This is a genomic window from Pseudomonas sp. YL2 (assembly GCF_023063025.1).
GTDB classification, from domain to species: Bacteria; Pseudomonadota; Gammaproteobacteria; order Pseudomonadales; family Pseudomonadaceae; genus Aquipseudomonas; species Aquipseudomonas putida_A.
Genome location: NZ_JAJSLU010000011.1, coordinates 98,318 through 119,558, shown reverse-complemented (window position 1 = coordinate 119,558; position 21,241 = coordinate 98,318). Strand labels below are relative to the sequence as shown.

The 21,241-nt window shown below is 62.2% G+C and carries 20 protein-coding genes; 15 read left to right on the top strand and 5 right to left on the bottom strand.

Features of this window, described 5'->3' with window-relative positions:
- Nucleotides 1-49: 49 nt before the first annotated feature.
- The 5 genes from cobJ to LVD08_RS17025 all read right to left on the bottom strand — a co-directional run bounded on the left by cobJ (nucleotide 50) and on the right by LVD08_RS17025 (nucleotide 5,174).
- Nucleotides 50-1,750, bottom strand: a complete 1,701-nt coding sequence (gene cobJ, locus LVD08_RS17045) for a precorrin-3B C(17)-methyltransferase (protein WP_247268724.1) — start codon at nucleotides 1,748-1,750, stop codon at nucleotides 50-52.
- Entirely contained in the window at nucleotides 1,750-2,484 is a 735-nt protein-coding gene (locus LVD08_RS17040; protein WP_371917839.1) for a precorrin-2 C(20)-methyltransferase, read from the bottom strand. The genes cobJ and LVD08_RS17040 overlap by 1 nt, the downstream gene beginning before the upstream one ends.
- Complete coding sequence (locus LVD08_RS17035; RefSeq protein ID WP_096794809.1) at nucleotides 2,481-3,107, bottom strand: precorrin-8X methylmutase; 627 nt, start codon at nucleotides 3,105-3,107, stop codon at nucleotides 2,481-2,483. The genes LVD08_RS17040 and LVD08_RS17035 overlap by 4 nt, the downstream gene beginning before the upstream one ends.
- Nucleotides 3,100-4,398 (bottom strand): precorrin-3B synthase, encoded by a 1,299-nt coding sequence (gene cobG, locus LVD08_RS17030; RefSeq protein WP_342453912.1) that lies wholly within the window; start codon nucleotides 4,396-4,398, stop codon nucleotides 3,100-3,102. The genes LVD08_RS17035 and cobG overlap by 8 nt, the downstream gene beginning before the upstream one ends.
- A 119-nt stretch (nucleotides 4,399-4,517) precedes the next feature.
- Nucleotides 4,518-5,174: a hypothetical protein gene (locus LVD08_RS17025; RefSeq protein WP_247268722.1), complete on the bottom strand. Its 657-nt coding sequence runs from the start codon at nucleotides 5,172-5,174 to the stop codon at nucleotides 4,518-4,520.
- Between the two features lie 233 nt (nucleotides 5,175-5,407).
- Here LVD08_RS17025 and cbiE point away from each other — a divergent pair, with 233 nt between their 5' ends.
- The 15 genes from cbiE (at nucleotide 5,408) to urtA (ending at nucleotide 21,133) form a co-directional block, all read left to right on the top strand.
- Nucleotides 5,408-6,619, top strand: coding sequence for a precorrin-6y C5,15-methyltransferase (decarboxylating) subunit CbiE (gene cbiE, locus LVD08_RS17020; RefSeq protein WP_247268721.1), 1,212 nt, complete (start codon nucleotides 5,408-5,410; stop codon nucleotides 6,617-6,619).
- Entirely contained in the window at nucleotides 6,612-7,709 is a 1,098-nt protein-coding gene (locus LVD08_RS17015) for a cobalt-precorrin-5B (C(1))-methyltransferase (protein WP_247268720.1), read from the top strand. Before cbiE ends, LVD08_RS17015 begins: the two co-directional genes overlap by 8 nt.
- A complete protein-coding gene (locus LVD08_RS17010) occupies nucleotides 7,706-8,431 on the top strand; it encodes a cobalt-precorrin-6A reductase (protein ID WP_247268719.1) in 726 nt (241 codons plus the stop codon). Before LVD08_RS17015 ends, LVD08_RS17010 begins: the two co-directional genes overlap by 4 nt.
- A 56-nt stretch (nucleotides 8,432-8,487) precedes the next feature.
- Nucleotides 8,488-8,823, top strand: coding sequence for a type II toxin-antitoxin system RelE/ParE family toxin (locus LVD08_RS17005; protein ID WP_247268718.1), 336 nt, complete (start codon nucleotides 8,488-8,490; stop codon nucleotides 8,821-8,823).
- A 4-nt stretch (nucleotides 8,824-8,827) separates the two neighbouring features.
- Nucleotides 8,828-9,151, top strand: a complete 324-nt coding sequence (locus tag LVD08_RS17000; protein ID WP_027613574.1) for a helix-turn-helix domain-containing transcriptional regulator — start codon at nucleotides 8,828-8,830, stop codon at nucleotides 9,149-9,151.
- A gap of 113 nt (nucleotides 9,152-9,264) precedes the next feature.
- The gene (locus tag LVD08_RS16995; protein WP_247268717.1) at nucleotides 9,265-9,663 is read left to right on the top strand and encodes a DUF2946 domain-containing protein; all 399 of its coding nucleotides are present in this window, start codon (nucleotides 9,265-9,267) and stop codon (nucleotides 9,661-9,663) included.
- Nucleotides 9,664-9,710: 47 nt separating this feature from the next.
- Nucleotides 9,711-10,190 carry a copper chaperone PCu(A)C gene (locus LVD08_RS16990; RefSeq protein WP_247268716.1) on the top strand — a complete coding sequence of 160 codons (480 nt, stop codon included), beginning with the start codon at nucleotides 9,711-9,713 and terminating at the stop codon, nucleotides 10,188-10,190.
- Between the two features lie 21 nt (nucleotides 10,191-10,211).
- Complete coding sequence (locus tag LVD08_RS16985; protein WP_247268715.1) at nucleotides 10,212-10,652, top strand: DUF2946 domain-containing protein; 441 nt, start codon at nucleotides 10,212-10,214, stop codon at nucleotides 10,650-10,652.
- Nucleotides 10,653-10,737: 85 nt separating this feature from the next.
- Complete coding sequence (locus LVD08_RS16980) at nucleotides 10,738-12,858, top strand: TonB-dependent copper receptor (RefSeq protein WP_247268714.1); 2,121 nt, start codon at nucleotides 10,738-10,740, stop codon at nucleotides 12,856-12,858.
- 177 nt (nucleotides 12,859-13,035) lie between these two features.
- The gene (locus LVD08_RS16975; RefSeq protein WP_247268713.1) at nucleotides 13,036-14,415 is read left to right on the top strand and encodes a PepSY-associated TM helix domain-containing protein; all 1,380 of its coding nucleotides are present in this window, start codon (nucleotides 13,036-13,038) and stop codon (nucleotides 14,413-14,415) included.
- 150 nt (nucleotides 14,416-14,565) lie between these two features.
- Complete coding sequence (locus LVD08_RS16970) at nucleotides 14,566-16,689, top strand: TonB-dependent receptor (RefSeq protein ID WP_247268712.1); 2,124 nt, start codon at nucleotides 14,566-14,568, stop codon at nucleotides 16,687-16,689.
- A 114-nt stretch (nucleotides 16,690-16,803) separates the two neighbouring features.
- Nucleotides 16,804-17,592 carry an ABC transporter ATP-binding protein gene (locus LVD08_RS16965; protein WP_027613567.1) on the top strand — a complete coding sequence of 263 codons (789 nt, stop codon included), beginning with the start codon at nucleotides 16,804-16,806 and terminating at the stop codon, nucleotides 17,590-17,592.
- Entirely contained in the window at nucleotides 17,589-18,536 is a 948-nt protein-coding gene (locus tag LVD08_RS16960) for an ABC transporter substrate-binding protein (RefSeq protein WP_097089895.1), read from the top strand. The genes LVD08_RS16965 and LVD08_RS16960 overlap by 4 nt, the downstream gene beginning before the upstream one ends.
- Entirely contained in the window at nucleotides 18,533-19,543 is a 1,011-nt protein-coding gene (locus LVD08_RS16955) for a FecCD family ABC transporter permease (protein WP_096794794.1), read from the top strand. Before LVD08_RS16960 ends, LVD08_RS16955 begins: the two co-directional genes overlap by 4 nt.
- Nucleotides 19,544-19,867: 324 nt before the next feature.
- A complete protein-coding gene (urtA, locus tag LVD08_RS16950) occupies nucleotides 19,868-21,133 on the top strand; it encodes an urea ABC transporter substrate-binding protein (RefSeq protein WP_064585757.1) in 1,266 nt (421 codons plus the stop codon).
- Nucleotides 21,134-21,241: the final 108 nt, after the last annotated feature.

Genomic DNA, 21,241 nt, shown 5'->3' with positions numbered 1-21,241 from the left:
TTACCTGCAATGTCCGGCATGGCGAGGGGGCAAGCCCCCTCGCCTGCGGTCATGATTGCGGCTTTTCGCCGTACCAGCGCGGCGTGTAGACCCACTCGCCACCTTCGGCCTTGGGGAACGTGCACGTGGTCGAAGAACCAATCAGCACCATGGTGCGCATGTCCACCTGATCCGGGGTCAGTTGCCCCAGTGTGGTGACCCGCAGGGACTGCCCCGGCCGACCGATGTCGCGCCCCAACACCACCGGCGTCGCCGCAGTGCGATGTTGCGCAACGATTTCCAGTGCACGTCCCAGTTGCCACGGACGCGCCCGGGAGATCGGATTGTAGAAGGCCAGGGCCAGATCGGCGGCGGCCGCCAGATCCAGACGCTTTTCAATGATCGACCACGGCTTGAGGTTGTCCGACAGCGACATCACGCAGAAATCATGCCCCAGCGGCGCACCCGCTTGCGCAGCTGTGGCGAGCGAGGCGGACACCCCCGGCAGGATTTCCAGTTCGACGCTGTGCCAGGCCGGATCGCTCGACTCGTGCAACGCTTCGAGCACCGCCGCGGCCATGGCGAACACGCCGGGGTCGCCGGATGAGACCACGATGACCGAACGCCCCTCGGCCGCCAGCCGGAAGGCGTGGCGGGCGCGCTGCATTTCTTCGCGATTGTCGGTGCAGTGCTGCACCTGATCATCGCGAAACGGGCCGGCCATGCGCACATAGGTTTCGTAGCCGAGCACATCGGTGGCCCGCGCCAGTTCCGCCTTGACCGCAGGCACCATCAACTCGGCAGCGCCGGGGCCAAGGCCGATCACCGCCAGGCGCCCACGTTGACGACCGATCTGCGCGACGTCCAGCGGCTGTTCGGCGAGGGCAATCGCCAAGCCGTTGGCACTGCTGATCGAGGCCTGTGGCAGTGCCTGACGAGCCAACTCGCCGAGGTCTTTTTGCGCCGCGACAAAGCGCAGTGGCACACCCAGTTCGAAGGCGGCTTCACGCAGTTCGGCCGACGCCATTTCAGTATCAGCCGCCAGCAGACAGGCCAGCGACTGCTGCGCAACCCCGGCCTGCTGCAATGCGGCGCGCACGGCATGCGGCAGATCGTCCAACTGCGCACTCACCGCCACCGCCACACTGCGTGGATAGATCAGCAGCTCGTTGGCGCTGGCGACACGCTCGGCACTGCCAACATGAATCGAACGTTGCGCCTGCGGGTCTTGCGGCAACTGCGCCTGATCCAGCCACGGCGCCGCCCCTTCAATGCGCACGCTGTGCCCCGCCAGCAGATCGGAAACGAAACGCTTGCCCAGTTCCAGATCAGCCAGCGCATAACCGCTGGGTGGATTGAGCAGGCAGGTGCCAAAACGCAATTCGCCACTGGTGGTGATCGCCGCGGCGACCTGCAATGCGGCAGCGATTTCCCGGGCCATGACATTCACTCCGCCGAGGCCACCGAGCAGCGGCACCACTGCGCTGCCGTCTTCAGCAACGGCGAGCACCGCCGGTTCAGCACCTTTCTCCAGCAACAACGGCGCCAGGGTGCGAATGACAATACCAGCCGCGCACAGGGCAATGATCGGCGTGTCTTGCTGATACAACTCACGCAGGGTCGCGCCGAATTCCTGATAGCTGCAGTCGGCGCCTTCGACGCGTCCGGCGAGGCCGTGGATCTGCGCTGTCGGATACAACTGCTGGATCCGCCGTGCGGTAGCGAGCGCGCCTTGTCCGAGGATGACAATGGCCGGTGTGGATGGCGTCATCAACCTTGCCACCGTTCGCCCGGGACGATGATCAGCGAGAAGTACGGCGAGGACATCGGCTCGACCTGATCCAGCGGCACGATCTTCTGATTGGCCATGGTCGCGCGTTCGACGTACAGCGCCCGCTCGGCCAGACCGAGCTCTTCGAGTACCGCACGGACCTTGGGAAAGTTGCGCCCCAGTTTCATGATCACCGCCGCATCGGCGTCGGCCAGACGGCGCTTGAGATCCTCATGCGGCAGCACGCCGGAGAGCACCGACAGGCTCTGGTTGCGATACACCAGCGGCGCGCCGAGCACCGAGGCGCCGCCGAGCATCGAGCACACGCCCGGTACCACTTCGGCTTCATAGCGCGTGGACAACCGGTCATGCAGATACATGTAGGAGCCGTAGAAGAACGGATCGCCTTCGCAGATCACTGCAACGTCGCGCCCGGCGTCCAGATGCGCCGCAACTTCTTCGGCGGCATCATCATAGAAATCGCTGATCACTTGCTCGTAGGACAGCGGCGCCGGCAGCACTTCGGTGGTCACCGGGTACACCAGCGGCAACAGATTCTGCGCGTCCTGCAGGTGCGCTTCGATAATGCCGAACGCATTGCCCTTCTTGCCCTTGGCGACAAAGTACGCCACCACTGGCGACTCGCGCAGCAGACGCAGGGCTTTGACGGTAATCAGTTCCGGATCACCGGGGCCCACGCCGAGGCCGATCAGACGTCCTTTGGCCTGCATCATTCGATCTCCGTGGCGAGGGCATTGACTGCTGCGGCGGCCATGGCGCTGCCGCCCAGCCGACCCTGCATGATCACGAACGGTACGCCGCGACTGTCAGCCGCCAGCGCCGCTTTCGATTCGGCGGCGCCGACAAAGCCCACCGGGAAGCCAAGAATCAGCGCCGGTTTCGGTGCGCCGGCGTCGAGCATTTCCAGCAGATAGAACAGCGCGGTCGGCGCGTTGCCGATCACCACCACGCTGCCTTCCAGATGCGGACGCCACAGTTCCAGCGCGGCCGCCGAGCGGGTGTTGCCCAGCTCACGGGCCAGCTGCGGCACGCTGTCGTCACGCAAAGTGCAGATCACCTCGTTGTTGGCTGGCAGACGGGCGCGGGTCACGCCTTCGGAGACCATCCGCGCGTCGCACAGGATCGGCGCACCGGCCGCCAGCGCATCGCGCCCGGCCTTGCCGGCACCTTCGGAAAACTGCAGACCATCGACCGCCTCGACCATGCCGCAGGCGTGGATCACCCGCACCGCGAGTTTTTCCAGATCGGCCGGGATGCGCGCCAGATTGGCCTCGCTGCGAATGATCGCGAAGGAGTTGCGATAGATCTCCTGACCGTCGCGGATGTAATCAAGCATCAAGGGGGCTCCGTGAGCGGGCGTCGAGCAGGATCGCGGCCGCTTCAATAGTAAGGTTGCGTGCGTGCAGCGTGCCGAAACCCGGCAGCGCTGCATCGCGAAAATAAAGGTCGTAATGACCGGGGCTGACCGCCAGCAATGTCGCCGGGGCGCAATGGGCCGCCGCACAAGAGCGCGGGCAACCGGACAGGTGCACGTGCTGCGCCTGTGGCAACAACGTCGCCAGCAGCCGCGCGTCGTGTTTGGTATCGGCCAGACCTTTGCCACAACCGCTGGAGCCGGTGCAGGCAATCAGCCGGGACAGCGGCTCGCGGGTGTCGGTCAGCCAGTGCAATTGACTCAGGTGTTGCAGGACTCGCCCCGGGTCGGCGGGCTTCACGTTCGGCAGCAGCAGACTTTGCCAAGGGGTGAAACGCAGGCTGCCATCTCCGAACTCGCGAGCCAGCTGGGCCACGCCCCGCAGCATGGCCGGATCGAGACGGCCGAGCGCCGGCACCGCACCGACATATACCCGGTCGTCAGCGTTTTGCGCGTGAACACCGATATGCAGCGCATCCGCCATCGGTGTGCGCTGTCGAGCGACGGCAGCTGTGATCGCCACGCGTTCGCGCAATTGTTCGAGAAACGCCAGCAGCGGCAGTTCATCGAGCAAATGGCGCATGCGGGTCTGCTCCGGCCGAGCCAGCTCAAGGAACAACTCCAGCACCGCGACCACCAGTGCATGGCCGTTTTCCACGCTCACGGCACCGGCCGCACGATCGGTCGGGCAGCCGGCCAGACCGAACGCCAACAACACTTCACCGTCACGTTCGAACGCCGACAGCCACAGATCATGCGGATGCTCGAGCATCGCCAACGCCTCACCGCCGTCCAGCTGCACGGCGAACTTGGCACTCAACTGGTGAAAGCGCGGATGCGTCTGCAATGTCGCCAGAATCTGTTCGGCCAGAGGCCGGGTATCGAATAGCAACTGCCGATCAATCCCGGCACTCGGGCTGAGCATCAGGTTGCGCACATCGTCGCCCGCTGCGGTTTGCGGCCCCAACCCGGCGGCCAGCAAACTGTCGACCAATGCCGCGGACTGCTCGCCGATGCCGCGAATCTGCAGATTGGCGCGGTTGGTCGCCTCGATCGCGCCACTGGCAAAACGCTCGGCGGCATCGGCCACCGCGTCGGCCTGATCAGCAGTGATCGAGCCGCCATTGAGCTTGATCCGGCAGATACCGCCATCCAGCGCCTGGACAATACGCAGCAACCCCGGACAAGCCGAGGGGCGCAAAGCGGTGGACATAGAGCGTTCGTTCAAGGGATGACCGGCTAGCTGGCAGCGCTGTGGTGGGCGAAAGGTCGCCATTATGCCTGCTTTGCCCGAGCGCATGAAAATGCCTGCCGGTCGGAAACTGCGGCGTTTCAGAGTTCGACCTCCTCAAGGTCGGCCACGCTCTCGCGAATCGCCTGATCTACAACGTCCCGGTTTTTGTCGATGTCCCGGCGATTGATCACCATTCTCCTGGCGCGGATGTCCAGTTGCGACATCGGTTGATGGACCTGCCAGAACAGGTAGTTGGTACTCAATACCAACTTGAAAAAGCGGATATGGCTGAGCACCACAACCAACTCGCCGCTGGCATTCTTACTGACCGGCACAATATGCGAAGTGAAGCTTTTGCCACTCAAAGCGGTAAACTTTTGCAGCAGTGCTGTATCTCTTTCCAGTGCTGCCAGCCCGGCTTCAACCTGCTCTAATTGACCGCGCGCGAGCAAGGGGGCTGTCAACCGCCGCCACGCCTCCTGCACACTTCCGGAAAACGCCTCCTGGACCAGCACGACCGGCTTCTCTTCCAGGTTCCAGCCACATGACCAAAGGCCCCCGGCAAAGTAATCGAACCACTCTGCAGGGTGCAGGCTGCTGTCACAACGCTTGTCCGCCGCGATCTGGGCGAGATAAATGCAGTTCCTCACAAATCTGTTATCGGCCTCTGCGCGCCCCTCCAGTCCGGTGAACAACATATTATTAACGACAACTGCATTACTCTGACTTAAACGTGTAGCTGAATTGATATCCATATCGCTCCCTGCCAACTTGGCACGTATTAATTTTATAGCTTCATTGCGCCAGACTTATTAAAAAGAACTGACTTGGAATCAAACTAACAAAAACGGAAGTTGAAAAAATCACTATTACTCGACATTAAGTTTCCGCGTTGTTCTCGACACGCCGCGACGACAGACCTGCGTCAGGTGCCGGCAGTCGCGTTATCATGCCGCCCGTGAAGATCTACTCAGGATTAAGGAACGGCATGACACCCTGGCTGACGGTTGTGGGAATCGGTGAAGACGGCTTCAAGGGCTTGGGCAAAAATGCCCGGCGGGCGCTGATGGGCGCCTCGCGGATCATCGGCGGCCAGCGGCAACTGGACTTGCTGCCGGTGTGCATTCGTGGCGAACGCGAATTGTGGCCGAGTCCGTTTTCCCTCGCGCCGGTATTGGAGCAGCGCGGCGAAGCGGTGTGCGTGTTGGCCAGTGGTGATCCGATGTTCTACGGCGTCGGCGCCAGCCTCGCGCGGCACGTGCCGAGTGCCGAGATGCTGATCCTGCCGGCGCCATCCTCCTGTTCGCTGGCCGCCGCCCGACTCGGCTGGCCGCTTCAAGAGGTGGTCACCCTATCGCTGGTGGCGCGACCACTGGCGGCACTCAATGCGCAGCTGTTCAGCGGGGTGCGCCTGTTGCTGTTGAGCAATGACCGGCACAGTCCGGCGGCAGTCGCGGCGCTGCTGCGCGAGCGCGGTTTTGGCGGCAGCCGCCTGACTGTGCTTGAGCATTTGGGCGGCGATGCCGAACGGCGCCTCGAAAGTACTGCCAATGACTGGAATGACCCGGCGATTGCCGATCTGAATGTGATCGCCATCGAATGCCTGGCCGATGCGCAGGCGCCACGCCTGTCGCGTCTTGCCGGACTGCCCGACTCGGCATTCCAGCACGACGGGCAACTGACCAAACGCGATGTCCGCGCCATCACCCTCGCCCGCCTCGCACCGATCCCCGGCGAATTGCTGTGGGACGTCGGCGGTGGTTGCGGCTCGATCGGCATCGAATGGATGCGCGCGCACCCGAGCTGCCGCGCGATTGCCATTGAGGCGGACGAAGGCCGACAGGCCTTGATCGAACACAACCGCGACGCGTTGGGCGTACCCGGTCTGCACCTGGTGCGTGGCCGTGCGCCGCAGGCACTTGCCGGGCTGGAGCGCCCGGACGCGATCTTCATCGGCGGCGGCGTGACCCGCGAAGGCGTGTTTGAAACCTGCTGGGAACAACTCAAACCCGGCGGCCGACTGGTTGCCAACGCCGTGACCCTGCAAAGCGAAGTCACCCTGGTGAACTGGCGCGAACGCCACGGCGGCGAACTGACCCGCATCCACGTGGCCCAGGCGCAACCGCTGGGCGAGTTCGACACTTGGCGTCAGGCGTTGCCGATTACCCTGCTGGATCTGGTCAAACCCCTCGATGCGTGACGAAACCGCCGAACAACCCGCCCCGCTGCGCAGCGGTCTGACCACCGGTAGCTGCGCCACCGCCACCAGCCTCGCCGCCGCCCGCCTGCTGCTCGGCGGAACGTCGGCGGATGCGGTGCAGATCGTTCTGCCCAAAGGCAAACAAGTGCAGATGCGCCTGGAGTTCTGCCGCCTGACCGAGGGCGGTGCCGAGGCAGGGACGATCAAGGACGCCGGCGACGACCCGGACGTAACGCACGGTGCGCTGCTCTATTCGCACGTGCGGCTGCTGGCCGAGCCGGGGATTCGCTTTGTCGCGGGCGCAGGTGTCGGCACCGTCACCCGGCCGGGGCTGGTACTCGGCGTCGGTGAACCGGCGATCAACCCGGTGCCGCGAAAGATGATCAGCGATCACTTGAGCCTGCTCGCCGCCGAGATCGGTTATGCCGGCGGTTTCGAGGTCACCGTCAATGTCGAGGGCGGTGAGGCGCTGGCGCTGAAAACCATGAACCCGCGGCTGGGCATTCTCGGTGGTTTGTCGATCCTCGGCACCAGCGGCATCGTCCGGCCGTTTTCCTGCGCGGCGTACATCGCCTCGATCCATCAGGGCATCGACGTCGCCAAAACCAATGGCTATCTGCACATTGCCGCGTGCACCGGCAACGCCAGCGAAGACACCATGCGCCGGGTCTACGACCTTCCGGAAATCGCCTTGATCGAAATGGGTGACTTTGTCGGCGCGGTGCTCAAGCATCTGCGCAAAGTGCCGGTGGATAAACTCAGCCTGTGCGGCGGCTTCGGCAAGATCAGCAAACTGGCGGCCGGGCACATGGATCTGCACTCAAGGCATTCGAGCATCGACCTGCCGCAACTGGCTGAATGGGCGGCGGAGATTGGTGCCGATCAGGCATTACAGCAGAGCATTCGTGAAGCCAACACCAGTCAACAGGCCCTGACGATGGCCAGCGCTGCAGGCATCGCCCTCGGCGATGAGGTCTGCCGCCACGCATTGAATTTCGCCCGCAGCGTGGTGCCGGCGCAGGTGCAGGTCGAGGTGTTTGCGATTGATCGCCTGGGCGGCATTGTCGGCCACGCCGGAGGTTTTGCATGAAACGCATTCTGTTGCTTGGCGGCGTCACCGAGGCGTTGGCCATCGCCCGTACGCTGGGGCCAGAACACATTTACAGTCTGGCCGGCGTGGGCCGGGTGCCGACCGACCTGACCTGCCAGGTGCGCGTCGGCGGCTACGGCGGGGCCGAAGGTCTGGCGCAATTCATTCGCGCTCAAGGCATCGACCTGCTGTTCGATGCGACCCACCCTTACGCCGCGCAAATCAGCCACAACGCCGCCATCGCCGCACAACTCGCCGGCATCCGCTGCTGGGCCTTGCGCCGCCCCGCGTGGCAGCCGCAACCGGGCGACGACTGGCGTGAAGTCAGCGACTGGGCCGAACTGATCGAAGCCCTCAAACCGTTCCGCCGCCCGCTGTTCACCCTCGGCCGCGAACCGCTGCAACACCTCGACGAAATCCCTGCCAACCAGTATTGGACCCTGCGCGCCCTCGACGCTTATCCCGGTAACGAACGCTGCGAAGTCATCGGCGCCCGTGGGCCGTTTCTGCTGGAGGATGAACGCGCACTGTTCGAACGCCGGCAGATCGATGTGCTGATCAGCAAGAACAGTGGCAGCACCGCGACCGAGCCGAAACTGGAAGTGGCGCGGGAGTTGCGAGTGCCGGTGATGGTGCTGAAGCGACCGGTGTTGCCGAGGGTTGATCGGGAGTTTTGGACGCTTCAAGAAACACTTGTTGAATTGGAGGCGATCACCTCCTGAGGCAAGATCCACGGCTTGCATGATAAGTAACCTATTTGTTACCTTCAGGGCCGACTGTGATCACACTCGAAGAATATCTACAAGAAAACGATTCAAGCCCGTTTGGCCGTTGGATCTCCACTTTGAGCGTGCCGGCCGCAGCGAGGGTTTCGAAAGCCTTGGCACGGTTGGAAGCGGGCAACACCTCCAACATCAAGTGGTTCGATGGTCTCGGCGAATACAAAATAAACTGGGGGCCTGGCTATAGAATTTATCTGATACAAGAGCGAAAACGACTGATCATCTTGTTCGGTGGAGGAGATAAATCCACACAGAGACAGGACATCAAACAGGTGAAAGCACTGATAGCCGAATTTCGAACTCGAAAAAAAGCTGAACAGAACCAGAGGTAATTTGATGGCGCTCACTCGAAGCTACAAAATTTCAATTTCAGAGCGTGCACAACGTGATCCCGAATTTGCCCAGGCATTACTGGACGAAGCCGCAACGCTTTTTCTGAATGGCGAGCCAGAAGTTGCGAGGATAATTTTGCGCGACCTCGTCAATGCAACTGTCGGATTCGAAGAACTTGCGAGGGAAACTGAAAAGCCCAGCAAAAGCCTGCATCGAATGTTGTCCGCCAAAGGCAACCCGAGCATGGACAATCTGGCAAAAATTTTTTCGGTAATCCGAACTACGCTGGGAGTAGACATGGAGGTTCACGCGGTACCAGTGAACTGAGCGATTGGTTGATGAGATCGCTGCGACACCAAACCGCACGACGCCTTTTTACTTATCGGCCCTGATCAGGCTAAATAGCCCGCGCCTGATTGCCCACCCAACGGATCTGTCCCATGAACCGACACCGGCTCGCATTTGCCTGGATCGCCTGCTTCGCAGTGCTGTTCAACATGCTCGCCATGCCGATGACCGGGGCGCTGGCGCAGGCGGCCAGTTCACCGGCCGAACAATTGCTGTGGAGCAGTTTCTGCACCGGCAGCGGGACGAAGATGGTGGCGATCGACATCGGCACCCCGGAGCAGAAAGCCCCGCCCAACGACAGCCATTCCAACATGCAGCATTGCTGGTGCTGTTCGGGTTCCGCGCCGCTGGTGGCGTTGCCGGGCCATACGCCGCAGCTGTATTTCGCCCGCTACGAAAGCAATCGCAGCGTGGCGCCGCCCTCGTTGCTAACACCGACACCGCGCCAGCAATGGCCGAGCCTCAATCCCCGCGACTCGCCTCTGGTCTGATCTGTCTCGCAATTGACCTGCGTTTCACATCGTTCTGGAGAACTGCCATGTTGAACAAACTCTTCGTCATCGCTGCGCTGTTGCTGCCGGCGTGCTTCGCCCATGCCCACGAATACAAGGCCGGCGAGCTGGAAATCGCTCACCCGTGGTCGCAGGAGCTGCCGCCCAATGCGCCGACTGTCGCCGCTTATTTCGTGATCAGCAATCCCGGCAAGACCGACGACCGCCTGCTCAGCGTCGACTCGCCGATTACTGACGAGGCTCAGTTGCACGAGCATGTGATGCAGGGCGACCTGATGAAAATGCAGCAGGTGCCCGACGTGGTGATTCCTGCCGGCGGCAAGGTGACGTTCGCGCCGATGGCCTATCACGTGATGCTGCTCAACCCGAAAGACCGCAGCCTGCTCAGCGACGGCAAACGCTTCCCGCTGACCCTGCATTTCGAGAAGGCCGGAGACGTGACCGTCGAAGTCGCGGTGCAGAAGAAACCACCGCAAGACACCAAGGCACACGATCACGCCCAGTAACCGATCCGGCTGACCACGCCCGTGCGCCCACAATGCGCCGGGGCGTCCCGCCTGCATCGCCAGAGCCAGACTCTGACCCGCGGTAGCTGGATCGCCCTGTTCGCCATGTTGATGATCTTCATCGGCCCACTGATTTCTCAGTCGATGCCGATGGATCAACACGCCTCGACGTCCATGCCGATGCCCATGGCGATGGACATGCCGGGCATGGATCACGCCGCGCACGGCGCACAACCGGCTGCCGAACACTGCCCGCCGCAATCCTCGCACCACGCCCTATGGGAAAAGTGCGGTTATTGCAGCCTGCTGTTCAACTGCCCGGCGCTGACCGGGGGCGGCACGTTCGCCACGTTCAGCGTCGCCCACGTCAACACCTTCAGCCCATCCTCTCCACGCCTGGGCCATGCCCGGCAGACCTTCTTCCCCGGCGCCCGCACCCGCGCCCCGCCCGTCAACGCGTAAACACCGCACCTTTGATTGCACACGGTTGAGAAGACAGCTTCAGGCTGCCGGCCGTGTCGTTTACGACTGTTTGATGGAAATTGTCATGTCCAGGTTTTCTGCTGTTCCACGCTCGGGTTCTGCCCGGGCGTCTTTCGCGCTGAACGCATCGCGCATTGGTTTCTCGCACGCCACCGCCGTCCTTTGCGGCGTCCTGTCGTCCCCGCTGGTGCTGGCCGATGACCACGCCGGGCACAACGAAGAACTCAGTCCGACGGTGATTACCGCGATCGCCCCCAGCTCGCCGTTGACCATCGTCACCAACCCCAAGGATCCGCGCCAACCGGTGCCGGCCAGTGACGGCGGCGATTACCTGAAGACCATTCCCGGCTTCGCCCTGGTGCGCAATGGCGGCACCAACGGTGATCCGGTGCTGCGCGGGATGTTCGGTTCGCGGCTGAACATTCTCACCAACGGCAGCATGCTGCTCGGCGCCTGCCCCGGACGCATGGACGCACCGACCTCGTACATCTCGCCGGAAACCTACGACAAACTCACGGTGATCAAGGGCCCGCAAACCGTACTCTGGGGGCCGGGCGCATCGGCCGGCACGATCCTCTTCGACCGTGAGCCGGAAAGCTTCGGCGAACTCGGCACGCGGGTGAATGCAAGCGTGCTGGCCGGCTCCAACGGACGCTTCGACAAAATTGTCGACGCCGCTGCCGGCGGGCCATTGGGCTACGTACGGGTAATCGGCAATACCGCGCACTCCGACGACTATCGCGACGGCAACAACGACATCGTTGCCTCGCGCTACGACAAGTGGAACGGTGACATCGCGCTCGGCTGGACCCCGGACGCCGACACCCTGATCGAACTCACCGCCGGCAAGGGCGATGGCGAAGCGCGCTACGCCGGGCGCGGCATGGACGGTTCGCAGTTCCTTCGCGAAAGCCTCGGCCTGCGCTTCGAAAAATCCAACATCACCGACGTGCTGGAGAAAGTTGAAGCACAGGTTTACTACAACTACGCCGACCACGTGATGGACAACTACACCCTGCGCACACCGTCCGGCACCGGGATGATGGCCGAGCCCATGGCGTCCAACGTCGACCGGCGCACCCTCGGCGCGCGGATCAAGGCAACCTGGCGCTGGGCCGACATCCAGCTGATCACCGGTCTCGATGCGCAGACCAACGAGCATCGCCAGCGCAGCGGCATGGGCATCGACACCTACAAGGATCAGCCCTACACCAAGGACGCCGATTTCCATAACTACGGCGTGTTCAGCGAAATGACCTGGTACGCCGCCGACCGTGATCGGCTGATTACCGGCGCCCGGGTCGACCGTGCTTCGGCCAAGGATTACCGGCAGCGCATTGGTTCGGGAATGATGAGCCGGCCAAATCCGACCGCCGACGAGACCCGCGCCGACACCCTGCCAAGCGGCTTCGTGCGTTACGAGCATGACCTCGCTGACAGCCCGGCCACGCTGTACGCCGGCCTCGGTCACGCGCAGCGCTTCCCGGATTACTGGGAGCTGTTTTCACCGAAGTCCGGCCCGGCCGGCTCGCTGAATGCGTTCGACTCGATCAAACCGGAGAAGACCACCCAGTTCGACTTCGGCGTGAACTACAAGACTGCCGAACTCGAAGCCTGGGCCTCGGGCTACATCGGTGTGGTGCGCGACTACATCCTGTTCGACTACACACCGACAATGATGGGCATGAGCACTTCGCGCGCGGAAAACATCGACGCGCGGATCATGGGTGGCGAGCTCGGCGCCGCCTACAAACTCACCGATAACTGGAAAGCCGACGCGACCCTGGCTTACGCCTGGGGCAAGAACAGCAGCGATGGCAAGGCTCTGCCGCAAGTGCCGCCGCTGGATGCGCGTTTCGGCCTGACCTACAGCGAAGACAACTGGAGCGCCGGGGCGCTGTGGCGCGTGGTCGCGGCGCAAAACCGCATCGACCAGAACAAGGGCAACGTGGTCGGCAAGGACTACGACAAGAGCGGCGGCTTTGGCGTGTTCTCGCTCAACGGCGCCTACCGGATCAACAAAAACTGGAAGGTCAGCACCGGCGTCGACAACCTGTTCGGCAAGGCTTACGCCGAGCACCTGAACCTGGCCGGTAACGCCGGTTTCGGCTACCCGGCCAACGACCCGCAAGCGATAAATGAACCGGGGCGCACGCTCTGGACCAAGGTTGATATGAGTTTCTAACCGAGCGGCACGCCCTGCCCTTGTGGGAGCGGGCTTGCTCGCGAAGACGGCGGCACATCCGGCACGGGTGGCGCCTGACACGACGCTTTCGCGAGCAAGCCCGCTCCCACAGGAGTGCAGCGGTGACGCTACCCATACAGAACAACTAAAAGATCCAAGCCAAGCGGAGCAAACGTGATGCAAAAGCCCAAACCGAATTTCTACAACCTGGCGTGGCGCTGGCATTTCTATGCCGGATTATTCGTCGCGCCATTCATGGTGATGCTGGCCCTGACCGGCATCATCTACCTGTTCAAACCGCAGCTCGATTCGCTGATGTACAGCAGCCTGCTCAACGTCCCCGCCGGGCATCACATGGTGCCGGCCGATGATCTGCTGCAACGGGTGAAAAGCGCTTATCCACAAGGCCAGATCAGCCAATACCTGCCGCCGGCCAACGCCGAACGCAGCGCTCAGTTTGTCGTCAAGAATGAGGGTCATGAACTCAACGTATTCATCGATCCGTACCACGGCGACATCCTCGGCGAGCAGGATGCGAAGAAAAATCTGCAAGCCGTCGCCCGCGCCATTCACGGCGAATTGATGATCGGCACGCTCGGTGATCGCCTGATCGAGCTCGCCGCCGGTTGGGGCGTAGTGCTGGTGGTGTCGGGGGTGTTTCTGTGGTGGCCGCGCGGTCAGGCGGCGGGGATTCTGTGGCCACGCCTGAACAGTCGCGGTCGCGTATTGTGGCGTGATCTGCACGCGGTCACCGGGTTCTGGGGCGCGGCATTGCTGCTGGTGATGCTGCTCAGCGGCATGACCTGGACCGGGTTCTGGGGCAAGCAATATGCGCAGGTGTGGAACGTGTTCCCGGCCGCGATGTGGAACAACGTGCCGACCTCCGACGTCGAGGCCGGCAGCCTCAATAACGCCGCGCGCCAGACCGTGCCATGGGCGATGGAAAACACGCCGATGCCGATGTCCGGCGACCACGCTGAACACATGGCCCACGGCGGTATGCAACACGGCCCCGCCGCACCCGCGATCAGCCTGCAAGAGGTGCAGAACATCGCCATTGAACGCAAGGTCGAACCCGGCTACAGCATCACCCTGCCAACCACCGCGACCGGCGTGTTCACCATCGCGGTATTCGCCGACGACCCGCGCAACGACGCGACCTTGCATGTCGATCAGTACACCGGCAAGGTTCTCGCCGATGTGCGTTTCGAGCAGTACGGCGCAGTGGCGCGGGCAACGGAAATCGGCGTGATGCTGCATGAAGGCAAGATGTTCGGCACCTTCAACCAGATCGTCGTGCTGCTGATCTGCCTGATGATTCTGCTCAGCGCCGTCAGCGGTGTGGTGATCTGGTGGAAGCGGCGTCCGCAAGGCAAGTTCGGCGTGCCGCCGCTGCGCCATGACCTGCCGAAATGGAAAACCGGCGTGGCGATCATGCTCGCGCTGGCCGTGATCTTTCCGCTGGTGGGGGCTTCGCTGGTACTGGTCTGGCTGCTGGATCGCCTGCTGTTGTCGCGTCTGGGTCGCCAAACTGAATCTGCCTCAACTTCATCGTGAAGCAGGCGAGATGCGCGTTTCAGACAGATCTTTAAACTGCCGGGGCTTAAGCTTCGACATTTTTTAGTGTTACTGTGTAACACAAATAGGCCGCCCTGCCCGCAGCCACAAGTTGCGGGCTTTCTTTTGAAGAAGTGATTCACCGCCCCGATGAACAAGTACCTCTTGTCCAGCCTCTGCCTGTTCGCCCTGAACAACGCCAACGCTGATGGCCAGCCGCTGACGCTGCCCACCGGCACCATCTCCGCGCCTGCGGTTGACGAAGAAAGTGTCAGCCTGAACACGCCGACCACCGCCGGTTCGCGTCTGAACCTGACAGCCATGGAAACCCCGGCCAGTGTCGAAAGCCTCAGCGGCGAGCAGGTGCGTGCCCGTGGCGATCGCAGCGTGCAGGACGCCGTATCGCGCAGCACCGGCATCAGCCGCACCGGCACCCCGGGCGATGGCGGTACCTCGTTGCAGGCACGCGGTTTTACCGGGCAGAGTTCGGTGATGCAGTTGTATGACGGCAATCGGATGTACACCGGCATGGGCACCGTGACCTTTCCGGTCGACACCTGGTCGGTGCAGCGCATCGACGTGCTGCGCGGCCCGGCCTCGGTGCTGTACGGCGAAGGCGCGACCGGTGCTGTGGTCAACGTGATTCCGAAGAAACCGTTCGAGGGTGAAATCGAAAATCACCTGCGCGTCGGCTACGGTTCCTACGACAGCCAGCAGCAGGCGTTCGACAGCGGCGGCTCGCTGAGCGACACCCTGAGCTATCGGCTCAATCTCAATCGTCTGCGCAGCAACGGCTGGATCGATCGCGGTGATTCATCAAGCGACTTCATCAGCGCCGCGCTGCGCTGGCAAGCCACTGATGACCTGGCCTTCACCCTCGCCCACGACTACGGCGACCAGCGTCCGCAGAACTACTTCGGCACGCCACTGATCAACGGCCGATTGCAGGACAGCCTGCGCAACAAGAACTACAACGTGCGCGACGATCAGCAGCACTACAACGATCAGTGGACGCGCCTGACCAGCGATTGGCAGATCAACGACGCCGTCAGTGCCAGCAACGAGCTGTACTACCTCAAGGCCCAGCGCCGCTGGCAGAACGCCGAGAACTACAACTTCGACCGCGACAGTCAGCAACTCAGCCGCAGTGGCTACTTCGGCATCGGCCACCAGCAGGAGCAGGTCGGCGACCGCCAGACCTTCACCTTCAAGCATTCGCTGTTCGGCCTCGACAGCCAGACCGTGACCGGCGTCGATTACAACCGCATCCGCTTCCAGCTCAACAGCAACTCGCCGTTCAACGATGTGCTGCCGAACGGTCAGGCGCTGGATCTGTATCACCCGCAACCGGGCTATTTCGAAAGCGCCAACCCGTACCGCGACCAGTTCGACAGCACCACCAAACAGATGTCAGTGTTCGCTGAAAACCGCACGCAACTGAGCGAGCGCTGGTCGCTGGTGACCGGCGTGCGCCGTGACTATGTACATGTGGATCGCAACAATCTGGTCGACGACAGCCAGAGCGACAAGACCCTGACCGGCAACAACTGGAAGGCCGGACTGGTGTTTGCGCTGACGCCTGAGACTTCGTTCTACGGTCAGGTTGCGACCAGCACCGACGGCATCGGCGGCCTGATATCCCTCAGTCCGAGCCAGCAGCAATACGACCTGTCGACTGCACGCCAGACCGAGGTCGGCATGAAGCAGTTGTTCTGGGATCAACGCGGCGAGTTCACCCTGGCGGCCTATCGCATCGTCAAAAAGAAACTGCTGACCGACGATCCGGGCAACCCGACGCTCAAGCAGCAAGTTGGCCAGCAATCTTCCAACGGCCTGGAAGCCAGCCTCGATCTGCAACTGCCGCACGCCTGGCAACTGCAGGCCAACGCGGCGATCGTGAAGGCCAAGTACGATGACTTCTCCGAAGTGGTCGACGGGCAAACCCTGTCGTACAACGGCAATCGCCCGGTGGATGTGCCACGGCGCACCGCCAATCTGTGGCTGAACAAAAACCTCAGCGATGATCTGAAGGCCGGTGCCGGCGTGCGTTATGTCGATGCGCGTTACGCCGACATGGCCAACCGCAACGAGCTGCCAAGTTACACCGTGGTCGATGCGACGCTGTCGTGGCAAGCCCTGCGCAACACCACGCTTGGCCTGCAACTGAACAATCTGTTTGACCGCCAGTACGCACAAAGCCAATACAATGCCGGCCAGCAGTGGATTCTCGGCGAGCCGAGATCGTTCTTCGTCACGGCGGATTACACCTTTTGATTCACCGGCCCCTTCGCGAGCAAGCTCGCTCCCACATTGAAATGCGATCCACTGTGGGAGCGGGCTTGCTCGCGAAGGCGTCATCAGCAACACCCGATATTTCAGAGTAAAAGCATGACCTCACTGACCCTCGCCAACCTGGCCTGGACACCTCTGGGCCACGGCCACTGCCATCACCAGTTCCAGCTGCGTGACGCCTCGTTGCAGGTGGCCGCCGGTGAGTTTGTCGGGCTGATCGGGCCCAACGGCAGCGGCAAGACCAGCCTGCTGCGCTGCGCCTATCGCTTCAGTCAGCCGGAAAGCGGAGAGGTCAGACTCGATCACCACAACGTGTGGAAGCAATCCTCGCGCTGGTGCGCGAAACGCATCGCCGTGGTCCTGCAGGAATTCCCCGATGCCTTTGGCCTGACCGTCGAAGAAGTGGTCGCCATGGGTCGCACGCCGCACAAAGGCCTGTTCGATGGCGACACGCTGGAAGATCGCAATCTGGCGACGCAAGCGCTCAAATCCGTCGGCCTCGACGGCTTCGAAGACCATGCGTTCGCCACCCTGTCCGGCGGTGAAAAACAGCGGGTGATCCTCGCCCGCGCCCTGACCCAGCAACCGCAATTGCTGATCCTCGACGAGCCGACCAACCACCTCGACCCGCGTTATCAGCTCGAACTGCTGCAACTGGTCAAACGTCTGCAGATCGGCACCCTCGCCAGCATTCACGACCTGAACCTGGCCGCCGCGTTCTGTGACCGACTGTACGTGATCAATCACGGGCGGATCGTCGCCAGCGGCACGCCGCAACAGGTACTCACCACCGAGCTGCTGCGCGACGTGTTCGGCGTCGAGGCGTTGATCGATTCCCACCCTCTTCACGGCTACCCGCGAATCACCTGGATAACCCGACCATGACTGTGCGTTCCCTGCTTTGTGTCGCTCTTTTGTTGTGCAGTGCCCAGGCCTTCGCCGAAGCTACGAAATACCCGTTGACCATCCATAGCTGCAACCGCGAAGTGACCTTCAACGAAGCGCCGAAACACGCGGTCAGCCACGACATCAACATGACCCAGATGATGCTCGCCCTCGGCCTCAAATCGCGCATGGCCGGTTACAGCGGCGTCAGCGGCTGGAAGTCGGTGACGCCCGAAATGCAGTCGTTGCTCGACGGCTTGCCGGAGCTGGCTGCGAAATATCCATCGGTGGAAACCCTGCTCAACGCCAACGTCGATTTTTTCTTCGCCGGCTGGGATTACGGCATGCGCGTCGGTGGCGACCTCACGCCGCAGACCCTGCAACCGCTGGGCATCAACGTGTATGAGCTGACCGAATCCTGCGCCTTCGTGATGAAGCGCCCGGCGGCGACACTGGACGACACCTACAACGACCTGCGCAACCTCGGGAAAATTTTCGACGTGCAGGATCGCGCCAACGCACTGATTGCCGACATGCAGAATCAGGTCGCCGAGATCCGCAAAGACCTGCCCGCCGACAAGCCGCGCGTGTTTCTCTACGACAGCGGCGAAGACCGCGCCATGACTTCCGGGCGTCTCGGCATGCCGCAAGCGCTGATCGACGCGGCGGGTGGGCGCAACATTCTCGATGACGTCGAAGCGAGCTGGACCCGGGTCAACTGGGAGACCGTGGTCGAGCGCAATCCGCAGGTGATCGTGATCGTCGACTACAGCGAAATCACTGCTGAACAGAAGATCGAATTTCTGCTGAAGAACCCGGCGCTGCAATCGGTCGATGCGATCAAGAACCAGCGCTTCATCGTCATCCCTTACGTGCAGGCCACGCCGGGGATCGATAACGTGCTGGCGGTGGAAACCCTGGCCAAGGGGTTCCACGGCGAATGATCGACCGTCGCTACGCCTTGTTGCTGATCGCCCTCGGCGCCGTGTTGCTGGTGTCATGCGTGGTCTCGCTCGGTTTTGGTCCGGCGCGGGTGCCGGTGGAGGTGGTTTGGCGGATTCTGCTGCACAAGACCTTCGGTTTCGGCGAGGTGAGCTGGAGCGCCGGGCAGGAGCACATTGTCTGGCTGATCCGTGTGCCGCGCATGTTGCTCGGGGCGTTGGTCGGTGCCGGGTTGGCGTTGATTGGCGCGGTGCTGCAAGCGGTGACGCGCAATCCTCTTGCCGATCCGCACCTGCTCGGCGTCACCTCCGGCGCGACACTCGGCGCAGTGATCGTGGTGCTGCACATCGGTGAAATCGTCGGCCTGCTGACCCTGCCGATTGCCGCGTTCATCGGTGCATTGCTGAGCATGTTTCTGGTGCTGGGCATTGCCAACCGTCAGGGTCGGCTCGACAGCGACCGGTTGCTGCTGTGCGGCGTGGCAGTGTCGTTCGTGATGATGGCAATCGCCAATCTGCTGCTGTTCATGGGCGACCATCGCGCCAGTTCGGCGGTGATGTTCTGGATGCTTGGCGGCCTCGGCCTCGCGCGTTGGGAGTTGCTGACGGTGCCGGCGCTGAGCGTGTTGCTCGGCCTCGGTCTGCTGTTGGGCATGGCCCGGCCATTGAACGCACTGATGGCCGGCGAACAGACCGCCGTCACCCTCGGCCTGAATGCCCGCGCCGTGCGCCTGCGGGTGTTTGTAATCGCCTCGTTGATGACCGGGGTGCTGGTGTCGATCAGCGGCTCGATCGGTTTTGTCGGGCTGATGGTGCCGCACATTGCCCGGCGTCTGGTCGGCGCCGAACACCGCCGATTGCTGCCGGCCTGCGTACTGCTCGGCAGCCTGTTTCTGGTGTGGGTCGATGTTGCCGCGCGAACTCTGATCGCCCCGGAAGACCTGCCCATCGGCGTTGCCACCGCGGCTATCGGCGGTCTGTTCTTCATCGGCCTGATGCGCCGCCGCTGATCCAACCCAATCAACTTGTAGGAGTGAGCCTGCTCGCGATGACGGCGGCACATTCGACATCAATGCGGATGACAGAACGCTATCGCGAGCAGGCTCACTCCTACAGGGGACAGTGTTGTCCTTGAAATCGCGCCCCAATCTGGCGCGGCCGCCTGCACCAACGCTCTCTCCGCGTCCCTTCATGGTGCATCCCACCAACGCGCAACCGCTCTAAACCGACATTTTCCTGCCCGATCCCGACCGGGCACAGCCCTTGCAAAACACACCTTCAGTCGTCCGCATCTGCCAACCATAAAAAACTTTAACGTTCATGGAGATCGCACAATGAAGCGTCGCAGTTTGATCAAGGCTTTCACACTCACGGCATCCATTGCCGCGATGGGCATGACCTGGACTGTCCAGGCGGCCGAGACCATCAAGGTCGGGATTCTGCATTCGTTGTCCGGGACCATGGCGATCTCTGAAACGTCGCTCAAAGACATGGCGCTGATGACCATCGACGAGATCAACGCCAAGGGCGGGGTGAACGGCAAGATGCTCGAACCGGTGGTGGTCGACCCGGCGTCGAACTGGCCGCTGTTCGCCGAGAAGGGCCGGCAGTTGCTGACCCAGGACAAGGTCGCGGTGGTGTTCGGTTGCTGGACCTCGGTTTCACGTAAATCGGTACTGCCGGTGTTCGAAGAACTCAACGGCCTGCTGTTCTACCCGGTGCAATACGAAGGCGAAGAAATGTCGCCAAACGTGTTCTACACCGGCGCCGCGCCGAACCAGCAAGCGATTCCCGCCGTTGAATACCTGATGAGCGAAGAAGGCGGCAGCGCCAAGCGCTTCTTCCTGCTCGGCACCGACTACGTCTACCCGCGTACCACCAACAAGATCCTGCGCTCGTTCCTGCATTCCAAAGGCGTGGCCGACAAGGACATCGAAGAGGTCTATACCCCGTTCGGTCATAGCGACTATCAAACCATCGTCGCCAACATCAAGAAATTCTCCGCCGGCGGCAAGACTGCGGTGATCTCCACGGTCAACGGCGACTCCAACGTGCCGTTCTACAAAGAGCTGGCCAACCAGGGCCTGAAGGCTACCGACGTACCGGTGGTGGCGTTCTCGGTGGGTGAAGAAGAGCTGCGCGGCATCGACACCAAACCGCTGGTGGGCAACCTTGCGGCGTGGAACTACTTCGAGTCCGTGGAGAACCCGGTGAACAAGAAGTTCGTCGCTGACTGGAAGGCCTACGCGAAGAAACACAACCTGCCGGGCGCCGACAAAGCGGTGACCAACGACCCGATGGAAGCCACTTACGTCGGCATCCACATGTGGGCGCAAGCGGTGGAGAAAGCCAAGTCCACCGACGTCGACAAGGTTCGCGAAGCGCTGGCCGGCCAGACCTTCGCCGCGCCGTCCGGTTACACCCTGACCATGGACAAGACCAACCACCACCTGCACAAACCGGTGATGATCGGCGAGATCCAGAACGACGGTCAGTTCAACGTCGTGTGGCAGACCGAAGGCCCGATCCGCGCGCAGCCGTGGAGTCCGTTTATCGATGGCAACGACAAGAAGCCGGATTACGCGGTGAAGAGCAACTGAGCCATTGGGTGTCGGGCTGTTAAGACTTTCAGTCCGGCACACTCCCCCTGTGGGAGCGGGCTTGCTCGCGAAAGCAGTTCGTCATTCAACTTAGATGCAAGCTGACAC

What these genes read in the sequence shown, in the direction of transcription:
- cobJ (WP_247268724.1), bottom strand. Translation starts at nt 1,750, where the DNA reads ATGACGCCATCCACACCGGCCATTGTCATCCTCGGACAAGGCGCGCTC.
- LVD08_RS17040 (WP_371917839.1), bottom strand. Translation starts at nt 2,484, where the DNA reads ATGATGCAGGCCAAAGGACGTCTGATCGGCCTCGGCGTGGGCCCCGGT.
- LVD08_RS17035 (WP_096794809.1), bottom strand. Translation starts at nt 3,107, where the DNA reads ATGCTTGATTACATCCGCGACGGTCAGGAGATCTATCGCAACTCCTTC.
- cobG (WP_342453912.1), bottom strand. Translation starts at nt 4,398, where the DNA reads ATGTCCACCGCTTTGCGCCCCTCGGCTTGTCCGGGGTTGCTGCGTATT.
- LVD08_RS17025 (WP_247268722.1), bottom strand. Translation starts at nt 5,174, where the DNA reads ATGGATATCAATTCAGCTACACGTTTAAGTCAGAGTAATGCAGTTGTC.
- cbiE (WP_247268721.1), top strand. Translation starts at nt 5,408, where the DNA reads ATGACACCCTGGCTGACGGTTGTGGGAATCGGTGAAGACGGCTTCAAG.
- LVD08_RS17015 (WP_247268720.1), top strand. Translation starts at nt 6,612, where the DNA reads ATGCGTGACGAAACCGCCGAACAACCCGCCCCGCTGCGCAGCGGTCTG.
- LVD08_RS17010 (WP_247268719.1), top strand. Translation starts at nt 7,706, where the DNA reads ATGAAACGCATTCTGTTGCTTGGCGGCGTCACCGAGGCGTTGGCCATC.
- LVD08_RS17000 (WP_027613574.1), top strand. Translation starts at nt 8,828, where the DNA reads ATGGCGCTCACTCGAAGCTACAAAATTTCAATTTCAGAGCGTGCACAA.
- LVD08_RS16995 (WP_247268717.1), top strand. Translation starts at nt 9,265, where the DNA reads ATGAACCGACACCGGCTCGCATTTGCCTGGATCGCCTGCTTCGCAGTG.
- LVD08_RS16990 (WP_247268716.1), top strand. Translation starts at nt 9,711, where the DNA reads ATGTTGAACAAACTCTTCGTCATCGCTGCGCTGTTGCTGCCGGCGTGC.
- LVD08_RS16980 (WP_247268714.1), top strand. Translation starts at nt 10,738, where the DNA reads ATGTCCAGGTTTTCTGCTGTTCCACGCTCGGGTTCTGCCCGGGCGTCT.
- LVD08_RS16975 (WP_247268713.1), top strand. Translation starts at nt 13,036, where the DNA reads ATGCAAAAGCCCAAACCGAATTTCTACAACCTGGCGTGGCGCTGGCAT.
- LVD08_RS16970 (WP_247268712.1), top strand. Translation starts at nt 14,566, where the DNA reads ATGAACAAGTACCTCTTGTCCAGCCTCTGCCTGTTCGCCCTGAACAAC.
- LVD08_RS16965 (WP_027613567.1), top strand. Translation starts at nt 16,804, where the DNA reads ATGACCTCACTGACCCTCGCCAACCTGGCCTGGACACCTCTGGGCCAC.
- LVD08_RS16960 (WP_097089895.1), top strand. Translation starts at nt 17,589, where the DNA reads ATGACTGTGCGTTCCCTGCTTTGTGTCGCTCTTTTGTTGTGCAGTGCC.
- LVD08_RS16955 (WP_096794794.1), top strand. Translation starts at nt 18,533, where the DNA reads ATGATCGACCGTCGCTACGCCTTGTTGCTGATCGCCCTCGGCGCCGTG.
- urtA (WP_064585757.1), top strand. Translation starts at nt 19,868, where the DNA reads ATGAAGCGTCGCAGTTTGATCAAGGCTTTCACACTCACGGCATCCATT.